The following is a 24,541-nucleotide window of genomic DNA, read 5'->3' on the forward strand; positions in this document are numbered from 1 at the left end:
CACATCAATCTTCCTGTTCACCCCTTCCCCTCGCCCCTAGACTCCTCGGCAATCCAACAAAAGGTACGCCGCCATGTCCGAGACGCTGCTCAGTTCCCGCAATCTGGCTTTCGAGCTGTACGAGGTGCTGGACGCCGAGGCATTGACTCAGCGTGCAAGGTTTGCCGAGCACAGTCGTGAGACGTTTGATGCCGCCATTGGCACGGCGCGGGCGATTGCGGAGAAATACTTCGCGCCCCACAACCGCAAGAACGACGAGAACGAGCCGCGCTTTGAGAACGGCGAAGCGGTGTTGATCCCCGAGGTGAAACCCGCTGTCGATGCGTTTCTTGAAGCAGGCTTTTTGAACGCGGCGCGGGATTTCGAAGCGGGTGGCATGCAGTTGCCGACGCTGTTATCCCAAGCCTGTTTCGCTCACTTCCAGTCCGCCAACGCGGCGTCGACGTCGTACCCCTTCTTGACCATGGGCGCGGCGAACCTGATCGAGAACTTCGGCAGCGAAGAACAAAAGCAGAAATTTCTGCAACCGATGATCGAGGGGCGTTTTTTCGGCACCATGGCGTTGACCGAACCTCACGCCGGATCATCGCTGTCGGACATTCGCACCCGCGCAGAACCTGCCGCCGACGGTAGCTACCGGCTGCGCGGCAACAAGATTTTTATTTCGGGCGGCGATCATCCGCTGTCCGAAAACATCGTCCATCTGGTGCTGGCCAAACTCCCGGACGCGCCACCCGGCGTGAAGGGCATTTCGCTGTTCATCGTGCCGAAGTTTCTGGTCAACGAAGACGGCAGTCTCGGACCCCGCAACGACGTGCTGCTCGCCGGGCTGTTCCACAAAATGGGCTGGCGCGGTACCACCTCGACGGCTCTGAATTTTGGCGATAACGGGAGCTGCGTGGGGTATCTGGTGGGCAAGCCCCATCAGGGCTTGAGCTACATGTTTCAGATGATGAACGAGGCACGGATCGGCGTGGGCATGGGCGCCGTGATGCTCGGTTACGCCGGTTATCTGTATTCGCTGGAGTACGCCCGCGAACGCCCTCAGGGTCGCCTGCCCGACAGCAAAAATCCCGAAAGCGCGCCGGTGTCGATCATTCAACACGCGGACGTGAAACGCATGCTGCTGACGCAAAAAGCCTACGTCGAGGGCGCGTTCGATTTGGGACTGTACGCCGCTCGCCTGTTCGACGACACGCAAACGGGCGACACCGAAGAAGCGCGCAAGCTGGCCCATGAACTGCTGGACCTGCTGACCCCCATCGTCAAATCCTGGCCTTCGGAGTTCTGCTTGAAAGCCAACGAGCTGGCGATCCAGATTCTCGGCGGCCACGGTTACACCCGCGAATATCCGGTGGAGCAGTACTACCGCGACAACCGCCTGAACCCGATTCACGAAGGCACTCACGGCATTCAGTCGCTGGATCTGCTGGGACGCAAACTGGCGCAGAACGGCGGCACCGGTCTCAAGCAATTGGTCCGTCTGATCGCAGACACCTGCCAACGGGCGCAGGAACACGCGTCGTTGAGTTCATTGCGCCAGCCACTGGAACAGCTGGTGGCACGCTTGCAGGCCGTGACGCTTGAACTCTTAATGGACTTGGCCCAAGGCAAGGTCACCGCGACGCTGGCCAACTCTGCCCTCTACCTCAAAGCGTTCGGCCACACAGTCATCGGCTGGCGCTGGCTGGAGCAGGCGATTCGGGCGCAAGAAGGCCTGAATAAAGGCCAGACGGCCGACACGGATTTCTATACCGGCAAACTCGCGGCCGCACGATTCTTCCTGACGTGGGAAGTCCCGGCGTGTCATCACGAGCTGGCGATTCTCCAGGCTCGTGATGACGTCTGCCTGACGATGCAGGACAGCTGGTTCTGAGATAAGCGGCGCGTGAGCAGAGGCTCATTTCGCCGCCTATCGATCACCTTCTCAACTGGCCGCCGAGTGCCACGAGTTTTCGGCACCCGCTGTGATTTTCAGCCGTCGGCCAAATGGGACATAAAAGTCTTGAGCTTCTATCACGTACTCCTGATAGGTGAGCGAAGAAATGCCTGATTTTGCGTGGAGGGAATTGTCGAGCAAGGCCGCGTAGTCCGGGCGAACGCTCTTCAATGTGTCCAGCAACAGGCGCGGCCCTGTCACGAAAAATATCTTGGTCATGTAAGGATTTTTCCCGTCGATCACTTGGGACTTGTCTGCTTCCATGCTGACAAGCGCGTCGAGCTCGTCCTTGAAGCGCGCGTACAACGTGCTCTGCACTTCCCGTAACACCGGATTACCGGGGTGGCTGGCAAAATGGCTGTTGCCAGGACCGAAGAAATCCATGCGCGACGACGACACAGCCTCCCCCATCAACACATCGTTCGGCCCCGCATTCAGCGCTTGCCCCTCGAACGACACTTTGATCACGTCGTCGCAATCCATGTAGATACCGCCGTACTCATGCAACAACGGATAGCGCACCACGTCCGACGCCGCTGCATAGTTTTGGCCGCTGCCTTCACGGAAATAGTTGAAGGGTTCGGCGGTGTGCGGGCTTTCCCTGAAATGGGTGAAGAACGGTTCTTCTTCAAGGTTCGAGACGGTCATGTTCGGATGGCCCGCAAACGCCGCTTGCAGTTGTGCCTGTGGGCTGGCCCCGTCAACGATGGCAGTGTCATCGATCTGGATATGCAGAGTGAAGCTGAGGTCCGGGTTGGTCTCCATGTTGGCTTTCATCCCGGCGATCAAATGTTCATCCGGAAGCCTGCTGCCTAGCCAGACGTGGTGAACGGTGCGGTTCACCGCCTGCGTGTCTTTCGCCACGCCGGGCACGCGTGGAAATTTGTAAATCTCGCTTTTCACAGGCGGCAATAGCTTGCCCCTGACCTTGAGGAACCTGTCCTCGTTCCCCGATTTCCAGACGCCGTTGTTGTCCATCCATCGGAACTCGACGGCGTTCTTTTTCCAGCAACCCAGATCCACGTCATAGGACACCCGGACGTCTTTCGATGGATTGGGAATGAAGAACTGATCGATTTCCTGACCGTCATCGCCCACCACCGGCCGTACCTCGATACCGTCCAGTGGGATCTCCACGAACAAGGGCGGCTGCGCGCGCACCAGTGGAATATCCTCTTTGACCGGCGCGATCTCGGGAACAGGTTCGTCCCCAGGTACGTAGCTGTCGCCACCCCTCAGCCCAGGCCTGACATCAATGTCGGAATAAAAGCCTTTCAGCTTTTTGACGTACGGTCCCTTGAGCGTCGAATCGCGCGACGAAACGATTCGGTACTGCTGGGCATTCTCGACGAACTCCACTCGGTAGACCTTTGCGTGCACGCGAGCGAAATGGATGTCGCTTCCGGAGTCCTTGTCAAAAACGCTGTAGACGTTTCCTTCATCCAGACTGTTCCACTCTCCGCCAGCAGGCAGTTCATCGACATATTCGAAGCTGGCGAGATCAGCCCTCAGCGCCGGGCTCAGCGAGCGCAACCCTGCAGGCTCCACACCAAAGGCTTTCACAGCGTCGAAGTGGGCCGCGTGATGCGCTCTCAGGTCTGCTCGACGCTGCTCCTCCTGATCCCGTCGCGCCCCGCGTTCATCTTCGGACTCAGTCGCTCGCGCTTGCTTCTCTTCCGCCGCATGCGTTTCTGCGCGTTCCGCTTCGGCCGAGGCTGCAGTCCGCTCTTCTTCAGTTGCACTGCTGATTTTCTGTCCAATCTCGTCGGCCGCGCCTGCGGCAACTGGCTCGCCTTTCACCGCTGCCGCGCCCAATACTTTTCCAGCGCCCTCGGCGAGTGCCGGCACAGCATTGAGAACACCAAAGACGATTCGGCCAGCGCCCTCATGCTGTTCTTCGACAGTCCCCTCGATCACCTGATCGGCTCCCAGGCCGATCAGCGCCACAGACATCACCGCGAGGGGCGCCCACAAACCTGGCACCACCATCGCGATAACGCCGGTGACGTTGATCGCGGCAGACAGGATCTCCGCCGCCGTTTCCTTGTTGTAGTCGGCGCGGCTGCGGAACAGACGCCTTGCGTCCGACTTGAGTCGGCTTTGGAGGTTTTTCTTGAAATGAGAGAACGGCCACGGTGAAAGCGCCGGCCCCAGATTGATCTCACTGGCGGGGTTCCAATAATGCGTATTGCCGATGAACCAGTTCGGGTAAGCACCCAGTCCTTTCAGAGATGACTGCAGGCCACTGTAAAAAACGCCGTCAGGCCCATCCTCGATTTTAAAATGCCCTTCCAGCGCTGTTCTCCGCTGGGTGTATCGGCACTGCAACGCAAACCAGTCACGTAAGGCGGCCATGTCGTCGAAACCGTGCAGCGGCGACGAGTTGCCGGGGATGTACATCACTAGCCTTTCAGTGCGCTCATCCTTGAGCACAATGATGTCGGTAGCGGTGTAGCAATAAATGCCGAGCTCGCGAATTGTCACATTCTGAGGATTCAGCGGCGCATCCCGAAATGCCTCGAACGCCAACGTTTCCCACGGCTGTTCAGGCTTCAGGCCTACAGCGTCGAGGACAAGCGCCTTATCCTCGTCACTGAGCGAGCCTTCCTCATGCTGAACATAGGCAGCCCGCAGAAGCGAAGCCTTGATGAACACGTGATAGTCATCCCGGTGCGCGGCCCAGAAATCGTTGAGCAGCTCCTCGTAGTGGGACTGGAGATCAGCCTCCCAAATGAAGCGCTTGAACGGCTTGGGGTCCAGATGGACCTGAGCGGAACCGTCGAAGTGTTGGGGGGCGGTTTTACGGTAGATCGCTTCATAGGCAAAACACTGGTCGAGCGACAGAGGTTCTTCCGAAATGACCGCGGGATACCCTTCAAGCCGCCAGTCCTCCAGCGTTCCGAGATGATCGTAGAAGTGGCCATCGCCCTCCTGCTGCCAATTGCGCATCAAGGCTTCAGTCAGCGTCATCGAGTAGGCAAGGTTCGCACGCTGATCGCCGTGGTCCGCGGCGTCGATGTAGAGCGTGGCAATGATCAGGTCATCGGGATCGATGTCCAGCTCCAGATGCTCCAGAACGTAGGCCTTGGCCTTGTCGTGAGCGAAGTCTTTGGGGGACGGAAAGCTTAAATCCTTGCTGGCCAGGAACTCTGTCAGCAGCAAGGCGTGATGTGGGTCACGCCCTCCTTCTTCAATCGGCACGATTTCAGGCCCCTCCACCTCGGGTAGCCCGACTTCGTAGCCGATGCCTTCGGCAGCTTCATCTACCTCAAGATCAAGCTCTGGATAAAAAATCGAACCAATGCTACGTGGCCGAACGCCCGACGGCATCGGGTATAGGGAGGGCTCCAGTTTCTTTTTCATCGTCGACATCCTTGTCAGTGATCAGAAGCCCCACAGTAGCCAACTAAAGATCCGAACATGCACTGCATAATTACCGCACTCTGCACACCCTATTAATGGCATTGTGCACGGCTGTTGGTTCTCCAGGACCGAAGCAAGCGTTAAGCCCTCCACTGGCAGAAGCCTTTGACAGCGTGCCAATTCAACGGGTTAAATCCCTTGGCACGTGGACTGCATGTCAGTTCACGCATGCGTTCATTTCTGCTTTTGTCTGGAGTACCGCCCTTGGATGCGACGACCATCAACAGCCTGTTCCTGATCGGCGCGTTGCTGGTGGGCGCGAGTATTCTGGTCAGCTCGCTGTCGTCCCGGCTCGGCATCCCGATTCTGGTCATCATCCTGGCGGTCGGCATGGCGGCAGGCGTCGATGGCGGCGGCATCATCTTCGACAACTACCCGACGGCCTATCTGGTCGGCAACCTCGCACTGGCGGTGATCCTGCTCGACGGCGGCCTGCGAACCCGGGTCGCGAGTTTCCGGGTTGCGCTCTGGCCGGCCTTGTCGCTGGCCACGGTCGGGGTGCTGATCACCACGGGTCTGACCGGCATGATCGCGGCCTGGCTGTTCGACCTGAACATCATTCAAGGCCTGTTGATCGGCGCCATCGTCGGCTCAACGGACGCCGCAGCGGTGTTCTCGCTACTGGGCGGCAAGGGCCTCAATGAGCGGGTCACGGCCAGCCTCGAAATCGAATCTGGCAGCAACGACCCGATGGCGGTGTTCCTGACCGTCACGCTGATCGACATGCTGTCTAGCGGCCAGACCGGCCTGCACTGGAGCCTGTTGGGTCATCTGATCCAGGAATTCGGCATCGGCGCCATCCTCGGTCTCGGCGGCGGCTGGCTGATGCTGCAACTGGTCAACCGCATCAACCTGGCCAACGGCCTGTACCCGATTCTGGTGATCGCGGGCGGCCTGGCCGTGTTTGCGCTAACCAACGCCATCCATGGCAGTGGCTTTCTGGCGGTCTACCTGTGCGGTCTGGTACTCGGCAACAAGCCGATTCGTAGCCGTCACGGCATCCTGCACATGCTCGACGGCATGGCGTGGCTCGCCCAGATCGGCATGTTCCTGGTGTTGGGCCTGCTGGTCACGCCCCATGATTTGCTGCCCATCGCGCTGCCGGCCTTGGGCCTGGCGCTGTGGATGATTCTGGTGGCGCGCCCGCTGTCGGTCCTCGCAGGCCTGCTGCCGTTCCGCGTGTTTCATGGTCGCGAAAAAGCCTTCATCGCGTGGGTCGGCCTGCGCGGGGCGGTCCCGATCATTCTGGCGGTGTTCCCGCTGATGGCGGGTCTGCCGCAGGCGCAACTGTTCTTCAACCTCGCCTTCTTTATCGTGTTGGTGTCGCTGCTGGTGCAGGGCACGAGCCTGCCGTGGATGGCGAAATGGCTGAAGGTGACGGTTCCGCCTGATCCTGCACCCATCTCTCGCGCAGCGCTCGAAGTGCACGTGACCAGCGAGTGGGAGCTGTTCGTTTACCGACTCGGTGCCGAGAAATGGTGCATCGGTGCGGCCCTTCGCGAGCTGAAAATGCCGGAAGGCACCCGGATCGCGGCCCTGTTTCGGGGTCAGCAACTGCTCCATCCGTCGGGTAGTACGGTGTTGGAGACGGGCGACCTGCTGTGCGTCATCGGCCACGAACACGACCTTCCCGCCCTCGGCAAGCTGTTCAGTCAGGCGCCGCAACGGGGTCTGGATCTGCGCTTCTTCGGTGACTTCGTCCTTGAGGGAGACGCTCAGCTCGGGGCTGTCGCGGCATTGTACGGTTTGAAACTCGACGGCCTGGATTCGAACATGCCGCTGAGCCAGTTCATCATTCAGAAGAATCGCGGCGCGCCCATTGTCGGCGACCAGATCGAATGGAACGGAACTATTTGGACAGTTGCGGTTATGGAAGGGAACAAGATCCTCAAAGTGGGCGTCAGATTCCCCGAAGGAAGCCGCCCGGGTCCCGGGTTGTTCCTCTAAACTGCTCCTCTTTCCTGATCGTGCAACCCGGTGTCTATGTTCTCGCTGCGTACTTTTTTTGCCTCAGCCTTGCTGGGGCTTTGCCTTTCCAACGTCCCGGCATTTGCCGCCGACACTCCCCCACCGAGCAGCGACGTCGTTCAGCAGAGCCTGGACCGGATCGCCGACCGCAAGCTGTCGGCCGATGACCAGAAAGCGCTGCAACAGGTGCTGGAACAGACGCTCGCCTTCATCGCCAGCCAGAAGGACAACCAGCAAAAGCTGGAGGACCTGAAGAAGCAACTGGCCGATGCGCCGAAGCAGACCGGCGAGAATCAGCGCGAACTGGCCAAGCTCAAAGCCAGCAAAACGGTTCCGGTTGCCCAGCGCTACACCAATCAGGACGTGCCCCAGCTCGAAGGCATGCTGAGCCAACGCAGCGCGCAGCAGGCTGACTTGCAGAAGGCGCTGAACGATGCCAACAGCATGACGATCACGGCACAGACTCGCCCGGAGCGCGCTCAGGCCGAGATCAGTACCAGCCAGACCCGCATTCAAACGATCAACGGCATCCTCAAATCCGGCAAGGACGGGGGCAAGGCGATCAGCAGCGACCAGCGTAATCAGCTGAACGCCGAGTTGGCGTCGATCAACGCGTTGATTGCCCTGCGTCGTCAGGAGCTGGCCGGCAACAGTCAATTGCAGGATTTGGGCGGCAGCCAGCGAGATCTGCTGACCGAGAAAGTGGCCCGCCAGGATCAGGAAATCCAGGACCTGCAAACACTGATCAACGACAAACGCCGCGCACAGTCCCAGGAAACCGTGACGCAGCTGTCGATTGAAGCGCAGAAGGCCGGCGGCAGCAGCCTGCTCGCCACCGAAAGTGCGGCCAATCTCAAGTTATCCGACTACCTGCTGCGCGGCACCGATCGCCTGAACGAACTGACCCAGCAGAACCTCAAGACTAAAACCCAGCTCGACGCCATCACCCAGACCGATGCGGCGCTGGACGAGCAGATCAACGTGTTGAGCGGCAGCCTGTTGCTCTCCAAGATTCTCTACAAGCAGAAGCAATCGCTGCCCAAGCTCAAGCTCGACAGCGGCCTGGCGGACGAAATCGCCGATATTCGCCTGTACCAGTTCGAGGTCAATCAGCAACGCGAACAGATGAGCAACCCGGCGAATTACGTCGATACGTTGCTCGCGACTCAAAAGCCGGAAGACGTCACCCCGGCCTTGCGCAAAACCTTGCTGGACCTCGCCACCACCCGCACCGACCTGCTGGAGCGGTTGAACCGCGAACTGAGCGCACTGCTCAACGAATCCATCACCTTGCAGCTCAACCAGAAACAGCTGGTCAGCACGGCCATCAGCCTGCGCCAGACGCTGGATGAGCAGATGTTCTGGATTCCCAGCAACAAGCCGCTGGACCTGGAGTGGTTCGAGCGCATCAAACCGCGCCTGACAAAACAAGTCACCACCCTGCCGTGGACCTCGACATTCAGCGAACTGGGCGATGGCCTGACCCAGCGCCCGCTGATTTTCCTGCCGCTGTTGCTGGTGATCGGCGGCCTGATGTGGAAGCGCAAGGCCCTGTACGACAAGCTCAACCGCCTGCACGCCGACATCGGCCACTTCAAGCGTGACCGGCAGTGGCAGACGCCGTTGGCAATCTTCATCAATATCCTGCTGGCGATGCCGTTGTCGTTGGCATTGGCGTCGTGCGCACTCGCGCTGCAGATCGACGCCCGCGAACAGAACATCAATCTCGGCGCGGCGCTGATGCAAATCTCGCTGGCCTGGCTGGTGTTCTACACGGCTTACCGGGTATTGGCGCCGGGTGGCGTCGCACAGCTGCATTTTCGCTGGGAGAAGTCCCAGGTGGAATTCCTGCGGGGCTGGATTCGTCGCTTGGGTCTGGTGGTGCTGGCGCTGGTGACGGTGGTCGCCGTGGCCGAGCATGAGCCGTCCGCGCTGGCGGACGATGTGATCGGCATTGCCGTCGTCCTGACCTGCTACGCACTGATGACCTGGCTGCTCGCCCGTCTGTTGCTGACCAGCCCGACCCACGAAAGTGCGTCGCTGTTCCGCCGCACGGTAGGTTTGGCGTTCACCGCTCTGCCGGTCGCGCTGTTCCTCGCCGTGTGCTTCGGCTACTACTACACCGCGCTGAAACTCAGCGACCGCTTGATCGACACCCTCTATTTGCTGATGCTGTGGTTGGTGATCGAAGCGACGTTCGTTCGCGGCCTGGGCGTCGCAGCCCGACGCCTGGCCTACCAGCGCGCTCTGGCAAAACGTAACGCCGCCAAGGAAGCTGGCGAGGGTGAGGCGCTGGTCGAAGAGCCGACGCTGGACATCGAACAGGTCAACCAACAGTCGTTACGCCTGATTCGTCTGGCCCTGATCGCCGGATTCATCGGCGCGCTGTATCTGGTCTGGGCCGACCTGATCACGGTGTTCTCATACCTCGACAACATCACCCTGTACGAATACACCAGCGGCACCGGCGCAACCATGAGCATGGTGCCGATCAGCCTCGGCGACATGATCGGCGCGCTGGTGATCATCGGCATCACCTTTGTGCTGGCCGGTAACTTGCCGGGCCTGCTGGAAGTGTTCGTGCTGTCAAAGCTGAATCTCAAGCAAGGCAGCGCTTACGCGACCACCACGTTGCTGTCCTACATCATCGCCGGTGTCGGTTTCGTCTCGACGCTGTCGGCCCTAGGCGTGAGCTGGGACAAGCTGCAATGGCTGGTGGCGGCGCTGTCTGTGGGTTTGGGGTTCGGGATGCAGGAGATCTTCGCGAACTTCATCTCCGGCATCATGATCCTGTTCGAACGCCCGGTGCGGATCGGCGACACCATCACCATCGGCAACCTGTCGGGCACAGTCAGCAAAATCCGCATCCGCGCGACCACCATCACCGACTTCGACCGCAAGGACATCATTGTCCCGAACAAAACGTTCATCACCGGGCAACTGATCAACTGGTCGCTCACCGATACCATCACCCGCGTCACGCTCAAGCTCGGCGTGGATTACGGCTCGGACCTCGACCTCGTGCGCAACCTGCTGATCAAGGCCGCGCAGGACAATCCCCGAGTCCTCAAAGAACCAGCGCCGCATGTTTATTTCCTGAATTTCGGCGAAAGCACGCTGGACCACGAACTGCGCATGCACGTGCGCGACCTTGGGGACCGCAACCCGGTGCTCGATGAGATCAACCGGTTCATCAACAAGGAATTCAAGAAGCAGCACATCAACATCTCGTTCCGGCAGATGGAGGTTTACCTCAAGAACATGCAGGGGCAGGAGTACAAAATGGTGCCAATCGAGCAGGAGCAGAAGACGATTGCCACACCTACGTCCGTGCCTGCCGCGCCGAAGGACGTGCCGGAACCGCCGGAAGCCAAGCTCGACTGACGCAACAAATCCCAGCAGAATGCTCGGACATTCTGCTGGAGCTGTCTTGTGAAAGCCCTCGACGAACTGACCTTCGACAACCGTTTCGCCCGCCTCGGCGACACGTTTTCCACGTCCGTATTGCCCGAACCCATTGCCGAACCGCGCCTCGTGGTCGCCAGCGAATCGGCCTTGGCGTTGCTGGACCTGGACCCCGAGCAGGCCGAAGAGCCGGTTTTCGCCGAGCTGTTCAGCGGTCACAAGCTGTGGGAAGACACAGACCCGAGGGCGATGGTCTATTCCGGTCACCAGTTCGGCTCCTACAACCCGCGCCTGGGCGATGGCCGTGGGCTGCTGCTGGGAGAGGTCTACAACGAGGCAGGCGAACATTGGGATTTGCACCTCAAGGGCGCCGGGCAGACGCCGTTTTCGCGCATGGGCGATGGTCGCGCCGTGTTGCGTTCGTCAATACGTGAATTTCTCGCCTCCGAAGCGCTTCATGCGCTGGGCATTCCGACGAGTCGCGCAGGCTGCGTGATCGGCTCCAGCACGCCGGTCTGGCGGGAGACCCAGGAACGGGCGGCGATGGTGCTGCGTCTGGCTCACAGCCACGTGCGCTTCGGCAGCCTCGAATATTTCTACTACACCAAGCAGCACGATGAACTGAAACAGTTGGCCGATCACGTGCTGTCGCTGCACTACGCCGAATGCCTCGAACAGCCTGAACCCTATCTGGCCATGTTCCGCGTCATCGTTGAGCGTCAGGCCGAGCTGATCGCCAAGTGGCAGGCCTATGGGTTCTGCCACGGCGTGATGAACACCGACAACATGTCGATCCTGGGCATCACCTTCGACTTCGGCCCGTTCGCCTTCCTCGACGATTTCGACCAGCACTTCGTCTGTAATCACTCCGATCACGAAGGCCGTTACTCCTTCAGCAATCAGGTGCCGATTGGCCAGTGGAACCTCAGCGCATTGGCCCAAGCGCTGACCCCCTTCATCAGCGTCGAAGCGCTGCGCGAGTCGCTGGACCTGTTCCTGCCGGTGTATCAGGCCCACTATCTGGACCTCATGCGCCGCCGTCTGGGCCTGACCACGGCCGAGGACGATGACGCCGACCTCATCGCACGCCTGCTGCAACTGATGCAAAACAGCGGCGTCGACTACAGCCTGTTCTTTCGCCGTTTGGGCGAAGATTCCACCGACATCGCTGTGCGTCATTTACGCGACGACTTCGTCGACATGCTCGGCTTCGACGCCTGGGCCGAGACCTACAAAGCCCGCATCACCCGCGACCCCGCCAGCACTCAAGACGAACGCCGCACCCGCATGCACGCCGTCAACCCGCTCTACATCCTGCGCAACTACCTCGCCCAACGCGCCATCGAAGCCGCCGAACAAGGCGACTACAGCGAGGTTCGGCGGCTGCATCAGGTGCTGTGCAAACCGTTTGAAGCGCAGGACAGCATGGAGAGTTATGCCCAGCGGCCGCCGGATTGGGGCAAGCATCTGGAGATCAGTTGTTCGTCGTGAGGTTCAGGAAGACGCCTCAACCTTCGCTGCCACGGCAGGCTTGGCTGTCCCCATCGCCTCAACCCTCTTGGCATACGATTCCGTCCATGTCATCGGCGTGGGCGATGTGCGTGGGCTGAATTTCTTCGTACGGGCAGGGGTGTTCGGGTCGACTTTGTCTTTCTGTGTATCGACCATACCCGCGAGGATGTCGTACAGCGTCAGCTTCCGGTCGGCAGCGCGTCGCTCGACGAGGCCGGGCAAAGTAGCTGGTTCTGGCAAGGTTGGCTTGCTCTTGATCCGCGCCTCCAGAATCGCTTCTGCATCCTTGGGATAGTCCACCGCCTTCTCGATGGTCGGCAGCGATTTGAAGTAGCTCAGGGCCTCTTGGTAAAACTTCGACGCCTTGCCTGTGCGGGTTTGTTCGATGAGCCCTTCGGGGATCGCCACCTTGCGCCAGGCGTCGTCCATCTTCTGAATGCCGTGCCACGCGGCGCGTCGTTCGTTAAGGGTGAACGAGCCGCTGTCGTCATAGGCAACCAGGTTCAGTTGCTCGCGGGACAGCGCATCGAACGGACTCTTTGCGTTCTGATGCCCTGCAAGGGTTTGGGTGACGAAAGCCGTGGCGGCTCGTGCGCGATCCAACAATTCGGGGTCGGTCGTATCCGGCACTTCCATCGCCCGTGTGTGGCTGTTGGCTTTCGGGGTTTCAGACAAAAACTCGTTGATCCGGCTCAGCCCGTACTTCCCCAATTCCGCATGGGTCATGCCCGCATCACGCTTGGCAGCACGGGCAGCGCTTTCATTCAACTGGCTCGCCAGCGTCGAAAAGCTCGCCTTGTCCGTTGCTTTCTTCTCGGTCTTCTCAGGGCTCTCGACGGCGAGCTCCGGACCCTTTTTCGTTTCGGAGGAAACGGTCGCCGGGACTTTGCCGGAGGTGATCGCTGAGAATGCAGCCTGTAACTGATTGATCATTAGCGTCTCCCTGACCATGAATGAACAGGGGCCACTGACTCCCAACGAATCGACACCCCTTCAGGGCAGAAGCTATGCGCAGGCTTTACCGGGGGCTAGCTGGCCAAACGGGTCGCTCTTTCGGATAAAAATGCAGGGCAGGATGCGTGGAAAGCGCCGCATATGGGCGTTTCATCGTGAGGCCCGAGGAATGCTAGGGGTCTTCAAGGAGCGGGGCGGGCGGCGCATGTGGACCCGCTCATGTTCGGGAATGTGAACAACTGCGCATTGGAGTGGACTGGAAATCAGTCCTGCAAATCGATGATGCTCAGCACCTTTGACACGATTTCGTTCGTGGTATCCCGATCCAGGCTCTCGACGTACTTTGCAGACCCTGCTTGCACACGCTCATCGAGATCAAAGCCACGAACCTGATTGCATACAGCGACTCCGGTCGTGTCGTGGCCAGAAATCATCACACATAGACCGAGCTCTCGCGCAAACGCGCCACCGCTGCTTATTGGGACAGCCATGCACACGCCTAACGAATTGATTTGCCGGGAGGTGATCACCACGAAGCGGTGTCGGCCTTTCATCTCACGTCCCGCAACAGGATTCGGATCAATCCAGTACACATCCCCTTGGCGCGGCGCGTTGCGACGGACCATCAGATGATTTCCCGCCCAACGGGATCGCCTTCTCGCGCCCAAGCGGTGTCTCTATTCAGTTCAGCTACGTGTTCGGCGCCCTTGAGCAACTCCTCTGCCGTAAAACGCTTGCGCATTAGCCGGGTAAGCGGTTTAGCGACCAAACCACCCGATTCGACGCTCAGCTCGACCTGCGATCCAATATCAAGATCCAGCAATTTCAAAAAGGCCGGCGGGATAGTCATCACCGCAGCGCCACCTTGGCGTCGGATAGTTGCATTCATGGTCATCTTCGATCTCTTGCTGGCCATCGTCACCTCGCCTGTCAGTGCTACAAAAGTAGCACCAGCGATACACCGTTGCGAGCGACGAAACATGGCCGTCAGAGTATCGACACTTCAATTCCTCGCAAATACGAAGAGGCCGCACGTTCTGTGGGAATCGGCTGAATCTCACCAACTTGATAAACCCATCCCGCGGCCTCACTTACCGAGCATTCGCCTTCTCGCAGGTACCAACCATGTCCGAACCTCTCGTCATCCCGTGCCCTCAGTGCAACGGCCTCAATCGCATCCCCGCCGAGCGGCTGGGGGATCAGCCCAAGTGTGGGCGTTGCAAGCAGCCGGTGCTGTTGTCTAAACCGTTCACGCTGACTCAGGGCGATTACACAAGTCAGATCAAGGGCGATCTGCCGTTGCTGGTGGATGTCTGGGCGGAGTGGTGCGGGCCGTGCAAATCCTTTGCGCCGACGTTCGAGCAAGCGGCTGTGCAGTTGAGCGGGCGGGTGCGTCTGGCGAAGCTGGACAGTGAAGCGCACCCGCAGCTGTCGGCACAGCTGGGTATTCGGTCGATTCCGAGTCTGATTCTGTTCAAGAACGGTCGCGAAGTGGCGCGTCAAAGCGGGGCCATGCCGCTCCAGCAGTTGACCGCCTGGCTTGCCAGTCAGGGGATTTGAGGGCGGATTCGCCTCACGTCGAAGCCCGCGGCTGCAATGTTCGTAAGACGCGTCTGAAAACGCCTGGCGGACATCCCGAGCTCAAAGAAAGCGCCTAGGGTTGGCCACTCTCACGGTTGATCCAGAGGCGATGAGCGATGGCATCGGTAATCAGAGAAGGCGACACAACCACCACAGGCGGCGTGGTGCTGCAAACATCCGGTACGCAGACCTACGAAGAACGTCGGCTCGCACGCATGGGCGATCCGGTCTGGTGCGCGGCCTGCGAGCGGGTGGGGTACATCGCGCAAGGCAACCCCACCTACATTGATGATCTCGTCGCTGTCGCGACGAACGGACAACGCGTGCGGTGTGAGTGCCCGAACGAAGATCATCGTTTGATCGCGAGCCAGGACCGGTTGAACGCCGACATGAAGGCCGCCATCGATATCCCCAAAGACCTCGCCCGCAAGGCGCGCAAACGGGCCAGACAGCTCACCAAAGCGCTGCGTCAGGAAAGTCCGCTGACGCAGGATGACGAAGCCAGCGCAGCCCGGGAGATGCCGATCAATGCGCCGTATTGTTTTCCAGCAGATGATGCAGCTCGACGAATTGCTGGCTCAGCTTGTGACGAGCGTCCAGGTGAATCAGCGGCATGTTCGCCTGATGTGATTCGCGCATTTTGACCGAGCTGTTGAGGTACACCGGGAGCACCGGCAGGCCTTCGGCGATCAGCTCGTCGAGGATCTGCTGCGGCAGGCTGGCACGTGACTGGAACTGGTTGACGATAATGCCTTCCACCTCCAGACCTTCGTTGTGGTCTTCTTTCAGCTCTTCGATTTCCTTCAACAGCCCATACAAGGCCTGCCGGGAGAAGCTGTCGCAGTCAAAAGGGATCAACACCCGATCCGCCGCAATCAATGCCGAGACGGCGTAAAAATTCAGCGCGGGTGGCGTGTCCAGATAGATGCGGTCGTAGTCCTCGTCCAGCTCTTCGAGCAACTTACGCAGCTTGTTGATCTTGTGCTTGGCTTCAAGCTTGGGCTGTAGATCTGCCAGCTCAGCCGTCGCGGTGACGACGTGAAGATTGTCGAAGGGTGTTTCGTAGATATCGACCTGATTCTTCTTGGAGAACGGCCCTGAAGACAGCGTCTGCTTGAAAAAATCGGCGATGCCCATGGGAATGTCTTCGCCGGTCAGGCCCGTGAGGTATTGCGTCGAGTTGGCCTGAGCATCGAGGTCGATCAAGAGGGTCCGGTAGCCCTCGTTGGCGCTGACGGCTGCCAGATTGCAGGCGATGCTCGATTTCCCGACCCCGCCCTTCTGATTGAACACCACACGCCGCATTGGAAAACTCCCTGTCGCTGTCTTGAATGAATGGATCGTCTCGTGACCCGATGAATGGTATCGAGTCTAGGCAAACGAGACATGTCAGGCGAGCGCTTCGGAAAATTCCGATAGTCGGCCCGAAACCCGCGTGCTTATCAAGTCGCAACATCCTACAGACCTTTGCCAGACAGCGACTGCCGTTACAGTAGGAAATATCCCAAGTAAATAAACTATTTGTTTCAGCGTTTGCCTCTGTGCTTTTACGCCGGGATAATGCCCGGCACTCGGTGATAGCGCCGCGCCATGGTTGGTGTCACTTCGGATACTCGAAGCCAGGAAGTAAGCCCGCAGGGGCGGGAAAAGAATCGTGATCAATTTCAACATTGCACAGTGGCGCGCTTGGGCGCCGGGATTGACCACGGTCGAAGATTGGCGGCACTGGAGCCAAAAACCGTTCGTGCCCTGCCATCAGGATGAGGCCCCCGATGTCTCGTTCCTGCCCGCCATGCAACGCAGGCGCCTGAGCCGCTTGGCGCGTATGGCCTTCAGCGTCGGCTGGCCGCTGGCAGAACGGCTTGAACACCTGCCGCTGGTATTCGTTTCAAGACACGGTGAAACACCCCGGACCTTCGACATTCTCAGCGACCTGGCGGCCGAACAGCCGTTGTCCCCGACCCAATTCAGCCTGTCCGTGCATAACGCGGTCATCGGCCTGTGGTCGATCATGCGCGGCGAAACCAGCGAAATGACGGCCCTCGCAGCGGCAGGCGACGGTCTGGAGCATGGCGTGCTGGAAGCGGCGAGCCTGTTGAACGAAGGGGCTCCAGCGGTATTGCTGGTCATTGCCGAGGAATACCCGCCCAAGGCCTATGCGCCCTGGGTCGACGATGTGCCATTTCCCTACGCGCTCGGCCTGTTGCTGACGCCGGGCGACGAATGGCAACTGACCTTGCGCGTGAACGAGTCTAAGGACGACGCGAAATCACCCCACGAGTGGCCGCACGCCCTCAATCTGCTGCGCGCACTGTCGACACAACAAAACGCTTTGCAACATCCCTGGAAGAATCGGCTATGGAACTGGCAACGCAACCGCTGAGCAAAAGTCGCAACGCCTACTATTGGCGGTTGCTGACCACTGCCCTGAGCTTCGCCCTGTTCGGGCTGGGCGGGTTGTGCCTGCGCCTGTTCATTTTTCCCGTACTGGCATGGCTGCCCGGCGATTCGTGCAGTCATCAGCGTCGTGCGCGCCGAACCATCAGCCGCCTGTTCTGGACGTTCATTCGCTTCATGGCCAAGGCAGGCGTCCTCACCTACGAGGTCCAAGGTGCAGAGCGACTGGGCCGTCCTGGGCAGATGATCATCGCCAACCATCCGTCGCTCATCGACGTGGTGTTTCTGATCGGCCTCGTCAGGGATGCCAACTGCGTGGTCAAGGAAAGCTTGTGGCAGAACCCGTTCACGCGAGGTCCCGTGCGTTCGACTGGCTACGTCAGCAACGATGGCAGCGCCGACATGCTGGAAAACGCCGCGCATCTCCTCCAGACCGGCCAGACTCTGATCATCTTTCCCGAAGGCACTCGCACCTGCCCGGGCAAAGCCCCTGCCTTCCATCGTGGCGCGGCGGCGATCGCCTTGCGTGGCGCGAAGATCATTACTCCGGTCACGATCCATGTCTCACCGACCACCCTGACCAAGGCAGAGCCCTGGTATCGCATCCCTCAGCGTCGTCCGCACTTTCACCTGCGAGTGGGTAACGACATCGACCCGGCGACGTTCGCCCTGCTCGGTCCCGCCCCTGTGGCATCGCGCAAGCTCAATGACTATCTGCATCACCACTTCATCAAGGAGCTCGCCACAGATGAGCGATCTGCATCTGGAAATTAAACAGCTGATCATCGATGCCCTGGGCCTCGAAGACATCAGCACCCACGACATCGGCAATGACCAGACGCTGTTCGGCGAAGGCCTCGGGCTGGACTCGGTGGACGCCCTGGAGTTGGGCCTGGCCATTCAGAAACGCTACGGCATCAAGATCGACGCCGACGCCAAAGACACACGCACCCACTTCACCAGCGTCGACAGCCTCGCGGCATTCGTCAGCGCTCGCCAAGTGGCCTGAGGACTGAACATGCAATCCCGTGAAGAGATTTTCGAAACCCTGCGCACCGCATTGGTCGAGCTGTTCGAGCTGGAGCCCGAGCGGGTCACGCTGGATGCCAATCTGTATCAGGATCTGGAAATCGACAGCATCGACGCGGTCGATCTGATCGACCACATCAAGCGCAAGACCGGCAAGAAAATCGCCGCCGAAGAATTCAAGTCCGTTCGCACCGTCAATGACGTCGTCGAAGCGGTCCACCGGCTGGTCAACACCGCCGCATGAACCGCCTGATGGGTCTGGTATTGGTGCTCGCAGGGGTGCTGTACCCCTTCGCCGTGTATTTCGGCATGGGGCACTTTTCGCCGTGGCAATTCGCATTGCTGCTGGGCGCGCTGTGGGCTGCCCGTGCGCTGACGGCCGAGCGTCGTCCGGGCAGCCTTGGCATGGCGTCGGTCGCCATCGGCTTCTGCCTGCTGCTGGGCATCGTGAACAGCCCGCAATTGTTGCGCTGGTACCCGGTGTTGATCAGCGGTTTCATGCTGACACTTTTTGGCTTGAGCCTGATGCACGGCATGCCTGTGGTCGAACGCCTCGCACGCCTGACCGATCCCGAGCTGCCGGACGTCGCGGTCCGTTACACGCGTCATGTGACCCAAATCTGGTGCCTGTTTTTTCTGTTCAATGGCATCGTCGCCGCAGCCCTGACCCTTTGGGCGCCGCTGAGCTGGTGGGCGCTGTACACCGGGCTGATCGCCTACGGCTTGATGGGCTTGCTGTTCGCCGGTGAATGGGTCGTGCGCCAACGTGTGCGGGGGCGTGCATGAGTTGGCTGAGCATTGACCGGCTGTTGCTGGCGCCACACGCTGAACGCCCGGTTACTCACGCCCCGGGCATGAACCACGCACAATATCGCGAGCGCGCATTGTCGGTCGCGGCGGCGCTGCAACAACGCGCCGTGACCTGTGTCGCGATCCACCTCGAAGACGCGGCGGAACTGGCCATCGCCGTGTTCGCCGCCTGGCATGCGGGCGCCAATGTGTTATTGCCCTCGGACTTGCAGGCCCAGAGCCGCGAACGCTGGGCTCCCCTTGCCGAGCTTTGGTTGACGGACGCCGAAGGCGATACCCGTCTCGATGAGCTGAACGCCCCACCGCTCAAGCCGATGCCTCTCAATCTGGACGAGTGCTTGTTGAGCCTGTGCACGTCAGGCTCCAGCGGCGAGCCCAAACTGATCGAAAAAACAGCGCACCAGCTGGCCAACGAAATCGCCGCACTGGAACGACTCTGGGGCGCCGACCTTGGCCGGGCCTGCATCATTGGCAGCGTCGCCGCGCAGCACATCTATGGCTTGTTGTTTCGTGTGTTGTGGCCTCTGTGTGCCGGACGTAGCTTCATGCGCAAGCAGCTCCCGTTTCCAGAAGACCTGCAACGCGCCAGCCGCGAGCATGAAGCCTTTGCCTGGGTCGCCAGCCCCGCGTTGCTCAAGCGCATGGGCGACAACCTTGACTGGGATAGCTTGAGCGCCGTGCGCCGGGTGTTTTCTTCGGGTGGCGCCTTGCCGACCGACGCCGCGCAAAGCTTGCATCAACGCCTTGATCAGTGGCCGACGGAGGTTCTTGGCAGCTCGGAAACCGGCGGTATCGCCTGGCGCCAGGGCGATCCGTTGTGGCGCGCGTTCGACGACGTGAAACTCAGTCAGAACGAAGACGGCGCGTTGCGTATCGAGTCCCCCTACTTGCCCGTGGGCCATGTCGAACAAACCGCTGACGCGGCACGTTTCACTGAAGATGGCCGCTTTGAACTGCTCGGACGACTGGACCGCATCGTCAAGCTGGAAGAGAAGCGCATCTCGCTGCCGCTGCTGGAGCAAGCGCTGGCCACCCATGAATGGGTCAGCGAAGCCCGGCTGGGCGTGATTCGGGAGAACCGTGCGTCACTGGGTGCGCTGGTCGTCCTTAGCGCCCAAGGCGTGCATGCACTGCGAAATCAGGGCCGACGCGCGGTAACGGCCGCGCTGCGACAGCATCTGGTGCCTCATTGCGAAACCCTCGCCCTGCCCCGCCGCTGGCGGATCCTGAGCCAATTGCCGCTGAACACCCAAGGCAAATTGCCTCAGGTACAGGTTGAAGCGCTGCTCGTGGCACCGCGAGTCCATGAGCCGGAGTTGGTCAATCAGCAAGACACCGACGAAGGGCTTCGGCTGGAGCTGATCGTCCCGTTGGATCTGGCGCATTTCAGTGGCCACTTCCCCACCACGCCGATTCTGCCCGGCGTGGTGCAGGTCGACTGGGCCATCGCCCTCGGCCAGCGCCTGATGGACCTGCCACCGCGCTTTGCTGGAATGGAAGTGCTGAAATTCCAGCAACTGGTCCGCCCGGGCGACCGCATCACGCTGACCCTGCGATTCGACCAAGAACGCAGCAAGTTGTATTTCACCTATCGCAATGGCGACGCGGCCTGCTCCAGCGGGCGGATTTTGTGGAGTGAAGCCAATGCGTGAGCAGACCACAAGCTCCATGCCCGACACGGATTATGTGTCTGGCGATAACCCTGTGGGAGCGAATTCATTCGCGAGAGGCCGGTACAGTCCACCCATCTCTGTCGGATGTACCTCCGTATCGCGAATGAATTCGCTCCCACAGGATTTGCGGTCGGCAGTGACGTATCTCAGCGCTCGAAAAGGACTTCCCTATGCATAACCCCTGCGCCGTCATCCCGGTCTACAACCATGAACTGGCCGTCCCGGCTGTGGTTCAGGAATTGCTGAACGCTGGCCTGCCGTGCGTGCTGGTCGATGACGCCAGCAGCCAGGCCTGTGCGGCGGTACTCGGGTCGCTTGCCGAGCAGGACAAGGTGTTTCTGGTCCAGCTCCCGGTCAACCAAGGCAAGGGCGGCGCCGTGATGGCGGGTCTGCGCGAGGCCGCAAAGCGGGGCTTTAGCCACGCCCTGCAAGTGGACGCCGATGGCCAGCACGATCTGAATGACATTCAAGTGTTTCTCGACCACTCCCGCGAACACCCGACATCGTTGATCTGTGGCTACCCGCAATACGACGCCAGCGTGCCGAAAGGTCGTCTGTACGCACGCTACCTGACCCACGTTTGGGTGTGGATCAACAGCCTGTCGCTGCAGATTCCCGATTCGATGTGCGGCTTTCGGGTGTACCCACTCAAGCCCGTCCTGCACCTCATCGATACCGTAAACCTCGGCAAACGCATGGATTTCGACCCCGAGATTCTCGTGCGCCTGTCCTGGCGCAACCAGCCAATGCGCTGGCTACCGACCAAGGTTCACTATCCTCAGGATGGCCTCTCCCACTTCCGCCTGTTTCATGACAATGCGCTGATTTCGAAAATGCACGCAAAGCTGTTTTTCGGCATGCTCGGGCGTTTCCCGCTGATCCTATGGCGGCGATGGTTGCCATGAGCGAAGCCGAACAGAAGCAGCATTGGGCGGAGCACGAAGAGCGCGGCAGTTTCCTGCTGATGAAACTCACCGCCTGGGGCGTGAAGGTCCTTGGGCGCCGGGTGCTGAGCCCGATCCTCCACGGCATCGTGTTGTACTTTTTCCTGTTCGGCCGCAGCGCACGGCGCAGTGCGTGGCAATACCAACAGCGGCTTTCAGACTGGAGTCAGCGCCCCGAACTGCGTCCGACGACATGGCGAGTGTTCCGGCAATTCATGGCGTTCGCCGACGCATTGCTCGACAAGCTCGACGTGTGGAACGGCAAGCTGGGGCTGGACCAGATTGAAATCGTCGACGACGCTCATCTGCGTGATCAGTTGCGCGGCGAGCGCGGGCAGATGCTGGTGGGCGCCCACTTGGGCAATCTTGAAGTCTGTCGAGCGCTCGCCGAACTTGGCGAAAAAGTCACGATGAACGTGCTGGTGCACACTAAACACGCCGAGCGTTTCAATCGTCTACTGGGTGAGGCAGGCGCGACCAATCTGCGGCTGATTCAGGTCAGTGAGCTGGACCCGGCCATCATGCTGCAACTCAGCCAGCGTCTCGATGAAGGCGAGTGGCTGGCGATTGCTGGCGACCGGGTTCCGCTGCACGGCGGACGGAACGTCAGGGTCAACTTTCTCGGCCATTCGGCAGCATTCCCTCAAGGCCCGTGGCTGCTGGCAGGGCTGCTGAAATGCCCCATCAACCTGATTTTCTGCCTCAAGGGCCCCGGCGGTTATCGCGTGGTGCTTGAGCCGTTCGCTCGTGCCATCGAATGGCGGCGCAGTGATCGCCAACAGGTGATCGCACAGTGGACTCAACGTTACGCCGATCGCCTGGCGCACTACTGCCTGCAAGCACCGCAACAGTGGTTCAACTTCTACCCGTTCTGGAAATCCGATGACGAACCCAGCACCTGAGCCGATCATCTTCGGCGAACGTCCCCTGAGCATCGAGGACGTCCTTGCCCTGTCCAATCGCCAGCGGCCCACCGCGCTGCAAAACGACGACGCCTATCGTCAACGCATTGCCAAAGGCGCGCAGTTTCTCGACTCGCTGCTGGACAAGGAAGGCGTCATCTACGGCGTGACCACCGGCTATGGCGATTCCTGTGTGGTGGCCGTGCCGCTGCAACACGTCGAAGCCTTGCCTCATCATCTGTATACCTTTCATGGGTGCGGCCTCGGGAAACTGCTCGACGCACAGGCGACGCGCTCGGTACTGGCCGCCCGCTTGCGCTCGTTGTGCCACGGCGTCTCGGGCGTGCGGGTCGAACTGCTGGAACGCCTGCAAGCTTTTCTTGAACACGACATCCTGCCGCTGATCCCCGAAGAGGGTTCGGTGGGCGCCAGTGGCGACTTGACCCCGCTGTCCTACGTCGCAGCGACGCTGTCCGGTGAGCGAGATGTGATGTTCAAGGGCGAACGTCGCCAATCTGCCGACGTGCATCGCCAGTTAGGTTGGGACCCGCTGGTGCTGCGTCCCAAAGAAGCGCTGGCGCTGATGAACGGCACAGCTGTCATGACCGGGCTCGCGTGCCTGGCCTTCGCCCGCGCCGATTACCTGTTGAAGCTTGCGACCCGCATCACGGCGCTGAACGTCGTGGCGCTGCAAGGCAATCCGGAGCATTTCGACGAACGCCTGTTCGCTGCCAAGCCTCATCCGGGCCAAATGCAGGTGGCGGCGTGGCTGCGCGAGGATCTGGCGATCAATGCGCCGACCGCCCCGCTGCATCGCTTGCAGGATCGCTATTCCCTGCGCTGCGCCCCCCATGTGTTGGGCGTGCTGGCTGACAGCTTGAACTGGCTGCGGGGCTTCATCGAAATAGAGCTGAACAGCGCAAACGACAACCCGATCATCGACGCCGAAGCCGAGCGCGTGCTGCACGGCGGGCATTTCTACGGTGGCCACATCGCGTTCGCCATGGACAGCCTGAAGACCCTCGTTGCCAACGTTGCCGACCTGCTGGATCGCCAACTCGCGTTGCTGGTGGACGAACGTTACAACCACGGTCTGCCCAGTAACCTGTCTGGCTCGCCAGCAGACCGCGCGATGATCAATCACGGCTTCAAGGCCGTGCAGATCGGCACCAGCGCCTGGACCGCCGAAGCCCTGAAAAACACAATGCCTGCCAGCGTGTTTTCACGGTCCACCGAATGCCATAACCAGGACAAGGTGAGCATGGGCACCATCGCCGCGCGGGACGCGATTCGGGTGCTGGAGCTGACCGAGCAGGTCGCCGCCGCCACGCTGATCGCCGCCAACCAGGGCGTATGGCTGCGCAGTCGCGTTCCCGAAGCCCGCCCGCTGCCGCCGGTGCTGGCCGCCATGCACGAGCAACTGCGCGAGGACTTCCCCCCCGTCATCGAAGACCGCGCGCTGGAGGGCGAACTTCGCCTGTGCCTGCAACGCATCGCCGATCAACACTGGAGGCTGCATGCGTAGCAAAGGCGTGATCCACGAAGACACCGAAGTGCTGGTGCCGTTTTTCGACGTCGACACCATGCACGTCGTCTGGCACGGGCACTACGTGAAATACCTGGAAGTGGCACGTTGCGCGTTGCTCGACAAGCTGAACCACAACTACACCCAGATGCGCGACTCGGGCTATGCGTGGCCGGTGATCGACCTGCAACTGCGTTACGTGCGGGGCGCGGTGTTCGGTCAGCGGATCAACGTGCGCGCCAGCCTGGTGGAATGGGAAAACCGCCTGAAAATCGATTACCTGATCACCGATAAAGCCACTGGCGAGCGCCTGACCCGCGCCAGCACCGTGCAGGTCGCTGTCGAGATCGAAACGCGTGAAATGCAATTGGCCTCGCCCAAGGTCTTCGTCGAAGCGGTCGAGAGGGCCTTGCAATGTTGACAGCCACATCACACACCCCTGTAGGAGTGAGCTTGGTCGCGATGAGGGCTGGCCAGGC

Annotated in this window: 21 protein-coding genes; 16 read left to right on the forward strand and 5 right to left on the reverse strand. The window is 60.3% G+C overall.

Features of this window, described 5'->3' with window-relative positions; all coding sequences use genetic code 11:
• The first annotated feature begins 73 nt into the window (after positions 1 to 73).
• Positions 74 to 1,876, forward strand: a complete 1,803-nt coding sequence (locus AAEO81_RS28330) for an acyl-CoA dehydrogenase (RefSeq protein WP_341960411.1) — start codon at positions 74 to 76, stop codon at positions 1,874 to 1,876.
• A 51-nt stretch (positions 1,877 to 1,927) separates the two neighbouring features.
• On the opposite strand, the gene AAEO81_RS28335 is transcribed toward AAEO81_RS28330, so the two are convergent.
• The gene (locus AAEO81_RS28335) at positions 1,928 to 5,302 is read right to left on the reverse strand and encodes a DUF6543 domain-containing protein (protein WP_341960412.1); all 3,375 of its coding nucleotides are present in this window, start codon (positions 5,300 to 5,302) and stop codon (positions 1,928 to 1,930) included.
• 264 nt (positions 5,303 to 5,566) lie between these two features.
• On the opposite strand from AAEO81_RS28335, the gene AAEO81_RS28340 reads away from it, so the two are divergent.
• Genes AAEO81_RS28340 through AAEO81_RS28350 form a run of 3 tightly spaced genes read left to right on the forward strand, consistent with a single transcriptional unit; the run spans position 5,567 to position 12,226 of the window.
• Positions 5,567 to 7,309 carry a potassium/proton antiporter gene (locus tag AAEO81_RS28340; RefSeq protein ID WP_166596094.1) on the forward strand — a complete coding sequence of 581 codons (1,743 nt, stop codon included), beginning with the start codon at positions 5,567 to 5,569 and terminating at the stop codon, positions 7,307 to 7,309.
• 36 nt (positions 7,310 to 7,345) lie between these two features.
• Positions 7,346 to 10,714 (forward strand): mechanosensitive channel MscK, encoded by a 3,369-nt coding sequence (gene mscK / locus AAEO81_RS28345; RefSeq protein ID WP_341964642.1) that lies wholly within the window; start codon positions 7,346 to 7,348, stop codon positions 10,712 to 10,714.
• 48 nt (positions 10,715 to 10,762) lie between these two features.
• Positions 10,763 to 12,226 carry a YdiU family protein gene (locus tag AAEO81_RS28350; RefSeq protein ID WP_341960414.1) on the forward strand — a complete coding sequence of 488 codons (1,464 nt, stop codon included), beginning with the start codon at positions 10,763 to 10,765 and terminating at the stop codon, positions 12,224 to 12,226.
• Between the two features lie 3 nt (positions 12,227 to 12,229).
• Here the strand turns inward: AAEO81_RS28350 and AAEO81_RS28355 are convergent, their stop codons facing one another.
• From AAEO81_RS28355 to AAEO81_RS28365, 3 genes are all read right to left on the reverse strand, one after another.
• Positions 12,230 to 13,180, reverse strand: a complete 951-nt coding sequence (locus tag AAEO81_RS28355) for a hypothetical protein (RefSeq protein ID WP_341960415.1) — start codon at positions 13,178 to 13,180, stop codon at positions 12,230 to 12,232.
• 284 nt (positions 13,181 to 13,464) lie between these two features.
• A complete protein-coding gene (locus AAEO81_RS28360; protein ID WP_341960417.1) occupies positions 13,465 to 13,827 on the reverse strand; it encodes a type II toxin-antitoxin system PemK/MazF family toxin in 363 nt (120 codons plus the stop codon).
• A complete protein-coding gene (locus tag AAEO81_RS28365) occupies positions 13,827 to 14,096 on the reverse strand; it encodes an AbrB/MazE/SpoVT family DNA-binding domain-containing protein (RefSeq protein ID WP_341960418.1) in 270 nt (89 codons plus the stop codon). Before AAEO81_RS28365 ends, AAEO81_RS28360 begins: the two co-directional genes overlap by 1 nt.
• Positions 14,097 to 14,326: 230 nt before the next feature.
• Between AAEO81_RS28365 and trxC the strand changes: the two genes are divergently transcribed.
• Together trxC and AAEO81_RS28375 are read left to right on the forward strand one after the other, a co-directional pair.
• Complete coding sequence (trxC, locus tag AAEO81_RS28370) at positions 14,327 to 14,761, forward strand: thioredoxin TrxC (RefSeq protein WP_341960420.1); 435 nt, start codon at positions 14,327 to 14,329, stop codon at positions 14,759 to 14,761.
• A 137-nt stretch (positions 14,762 to 14,898) separates the two neighbouring features.
• On the forward strand, positions 14,899 to 15,426 hold the full coding sequence (locus tag AAEO81_RS28375) for a PAAR domain-containing protein (protein ID WP_341960422.1): 528 nt from the start codon (positions 14,899 to 14,901) through the stop codon (positions 15,424 to 15,426).
• On the opposite strand, the gene AAEO81_RS28380 is transcribed toward AAEO81_RS28375, so the two are convergent.
• The gene (locus tag AAEO81_RS28380) at positions 15,308 to 16,087 is read right to left on the reverse strand and encodes a ParA family protein (protein WP_341960423.1); all 780 of its coding nucleotides are present in this window, start codon (positions 16,085 to 16,087) and stop codon (positions 15,308 to 15,310) included. The genes AAEO81_RS28375 and AAEO81_RS28380 overlap by 119 nt on opposite strands.
• A gap of 349 nt (positions 16,088 to 16,436) precedes the next feature.
• On the opposite strand from AAEO81_RS28380, the gene AAEO81_RS28385 reads away from it, so the two are divergent.
• The 10 genes from AAEO81_RS28385 (at position 16,437) to AAEO81_RS28430 (ending at position 24,483) form a co-directional block, all read left to right on the forward strand.
• Complete coding sequence (locus AAEO81_RS28385) at positions 16,437 to 17,165, forward strand: beta-ketoacyl synthase chain length factor (protein WP_341960425.1); 729 nt, start codon at positions 16,437 to 16,439, stop codon at positions 17,163 to 17,165.
• A complete protein-coding gene (locus AAEO81_RS28390) occupies positions 17,141 to 17,953 on the forward strand; it encodes a lysophospholipid acyltransferase family protein (protein ID WP_341960427.1) in 813 nt (270 codons plus the stop codon). The genes AAEO81_RS28385 and AAEO81_RS28390 overlap by 25 nt, the downstream gene beginning before the upstream one ends.
• Complete coding sequence (locus AAEO81_RS28395; protein WP_166596103.1) at positions 17,928 to 18,188, forward strand: phosphopantetheine-binding protein; 261 nt, start codon at positions 17,928 to 17,930, stop codon at positions 18,186 to 18,188. The genes AAEO81_RS28390 and AAEO81_RS28395 overlap by 26 nt, the downstream gene beginning before the upstream one ends.
• A gap of 9 nt (positions 18,189 to 18,197) precedes the next feature.
• Positions 18,198 to 18,452 (forward strand): acyl carrier protein, encoded by a 255-nt coding sequence (locus AAEO81_RS28400; protein WP_166596104.1) that lies wholly within the window; start codon positions 18,198 to 18,200, stop codon positions 18,450 to 18,452.
• Positions 18,449 to 18,994 (forward strand): hypothetical protein, encoded by a 546-nt coding sequence (locus tag AAEO81_RS28405; protein ID WP_341960429.1) that lies wholly within the window; start codon positions 18,449 to 18,451, stop codon positions 18,992 to 18,994. Before AAEO81_RS28400 ends, AAEO81_RS28405 begins: the two co-directional genes overlap by 4 nt.
• Positions 18,991 to 20,670 carry an AMP-binding protein gene (locus AAEO81_RS28410; RefSeq protein WP_341960430.1) on the forward strand — a complete coding sequence of 560 codons (1,680 nt, stop codon included), beginning with the start codon at positions 18,991 to 18,993 and terminating at the stop codon, positions 20,668 to 20,670. Before AAEO81_RS28405 ends, AAEO81_RS28410 begins: the two co-directional genes overlap by 4 nt.
• 191 nt (positions 20,671 to 20,861) lie before the next feature.
• Positions 20,862 to 21,596 carry a glycosyltransferase family 2 protein gene (locus tag AAEO81_RS28415; protein WP_341960432.1) on the forward strand — a complete coding sequence of 245 codons (735 nt, stop codon included), beginning with the start codon at positions 20,862 to 20,864 and terminating at the stop codon, positions 21,594 to 21,596.
• Positions 21,593 to 22,537, forward strand: a complete 945-nt coding sequence (locus AAEO81_RS28420) for a glycosyl transferase (protein WP_341960433.1) — start codon at positions 21,593 to 21,595, stop codon at positions 22,535 to 22,537. The genes AAEO81_RS28415 and AAEO81_RS28420 overlap by 4 nt, the downstream gene beginning before the upstream one ends.
• Positions 22,518 to 24,062, forward strand: a complete 1,545-nt coding sequence (locus AAEO81_RS28425) for an aromatic amino acid ammonia-lyase (RefSeq protein ID WP_341960435.1) — start codon at positions 22,518 to 22,520, stop codon at positions 24,060 to 24,062. Before AAEO81_RS28420 ends, AAEO81_RS28425 begins: the two co-directional genes overlap by 20 nt.
• Complete coding sequence (locus AAEO81_RS28430) at positions 24,055 to 24,483, forward strand: acyl-CoA thioesterase (protein WP_166596109.1); 429 nt, start codon at positions 24,055 to 24,057, stop codon at positions 24,481 to 24,483. Before AAEO81_RS28425 ends, AAEO81_RS28430 begins: the two co-directional genes overlap by 8 nt.
• Positions 24,484 to 24,541: the final 58 nt, after the last annotated feature.

This window comes from Pseudomonas sp. RC10 (assembly GCF_038397775.1).
GTDB classification, from domain to species: domain Bacteria; phylum Pseudomonadota; class Gammaproteobacteria; order Pseudomonadales; family Pseudomonadaceae; genus Aquipseudomonas; species Aquipseudomonas bambusae.

What these genes read in the sequence shown, in the direction of transcription:
- AAEO81_RS28330 (WP_341960411.1), top strand. Translation starts at nt 74, where the DNA reads ATGTCCGAGACGCTGCTCAGTTCCCGCAATCTGGCTTTCGAGCTGTAC.
- AAEO81_RS28335 (WP_341960412.1), bottom strand. Translation starts at nt 5,302, where the DNA reads ATGAAAAAGAAACTGGAGCCCTCCCTATACCCGATGCCGTCGGGCGTT.
- mscK (WP_341964642.1), top strand. Translation starts at nt 7,346, where the DNA reads ATGTTCTCGCTGCGTACTTTTTTTGCCTCAGCCTTGCTGGGGCTTTGC.
- AAEO81_RS28355 (WP_341960415.1), bottom strand. Translation starts at nt 13,180, where the DNA reads ATGATCAATCAGTTACAGGCTGCATTCTCAGCGATCACCTCCGGCAAA.
- AAEO81_RS28360 (WP_341960417.1), bottom strand. Translation starts at nt 13,827, where the DNA reads ATGGTCCGTCGCAACGCGCCGCGCCAAGGGGATGTGTACTGGATTGAT.
- AAEO81_RS28365 (WP_341960418.1), bottom strand. Translation starts at nt 14,096, where the DNA reads ATGACCATGAATGCAACTATCCGACGCCAAGGTGGCGCTGCGGTGATG.
- trxC (WP_341960420.1), top strand. Translation starts at nt 14,327, where the DNA reads ATGTCCGAACCTCTCGTCATCCCGTGCCCTCAGTGCAACGGCCTCAAT.
- AAEO81_RS28375 (WP_341960422.1), top strand. Translation starts at nt 14,899, where the DNA reads ATGGCATCGGTAATCAGAGAAGGCGACACAACCACCACAGGCGGCGTG.
- AAEO81_RS28380 (WP_341960423.1), bottom strand. Translation starts at nt 16,087, where the DNA reads ATGCGGCGTGTGGTGTTCAATCAGAAGGGCGGGGTCGGGAAATCGAGC.
- AAEO81_RS28390 (WP_341960427.1), top strand. Translation starts at nt 17,141, where the DNA reads ATGGAACTGGCAACGCAACCGCTGAGCAAAAGTCGCAACGCCTACTAT.
- AAEO81_RS28395 (WP_166596103.1), top strand. Translation starts at nt 17,928, where the DNA reads ATGAGCGATCTGCATCTGGAAATTAAACAGCTGATCATCGATGCCCTG.
- AAEO81_RS28400 (WP_166596104.1), top strand. Translation starts at nt 18,198, where the DNA reads ATGCAATCCCGTGAAGAGATTTTCGAAACCCTGCGCACCGCATTGGTC.
- AAEO81_RS28405 (WP_341960429.1), top strand. Translation starts at nt 18,449, where the DNA reads ATGAACCGCCTGATGGGTCTGGTATTGGTGCTCGCAGGGGTGCTGTAC.
- AAEO81_RS28410 (WP_341960430.1), top strand. Translation starts at nt 18,991, where the DNA reads ATGAGTTGGCTGAGCATTGACCGGCTGTTGCTGGCGCCACACGCTGAA.
- AAEO81_RS28415 (WP_341960432.1), top strand. Translation starts at nt 20,862, where the DNA reads ATGCATAACCCCTGCGCCGTCATCCCGGTCTACAACCATGAACTGGCC.
- AAEO81_RS28420 (WP_341960433.1), top strand. Translation starts at nt 21,593, where the DNA reads ATGAGCGAAGCCGAACAGAAGCAGCATTGGGCGGAGCACGAAGAGCGC.
- AAEO81_RS28425 (WP_341960435.1), top strand. Translation starts at nt 22,518, where the DNA reads ATGACGAACCCAGCACCTGAGCCGATCATCTTCGGCGAACGTCCCCTG.
- AAEO81_RS28430 (WP_166596109.1), top strand. Translation starts at nt 24,055, where the DNA reads ATGCGTAGCAAAGGCGTGATCCACGAAGACACCGAAGTGCTGGTGCCG.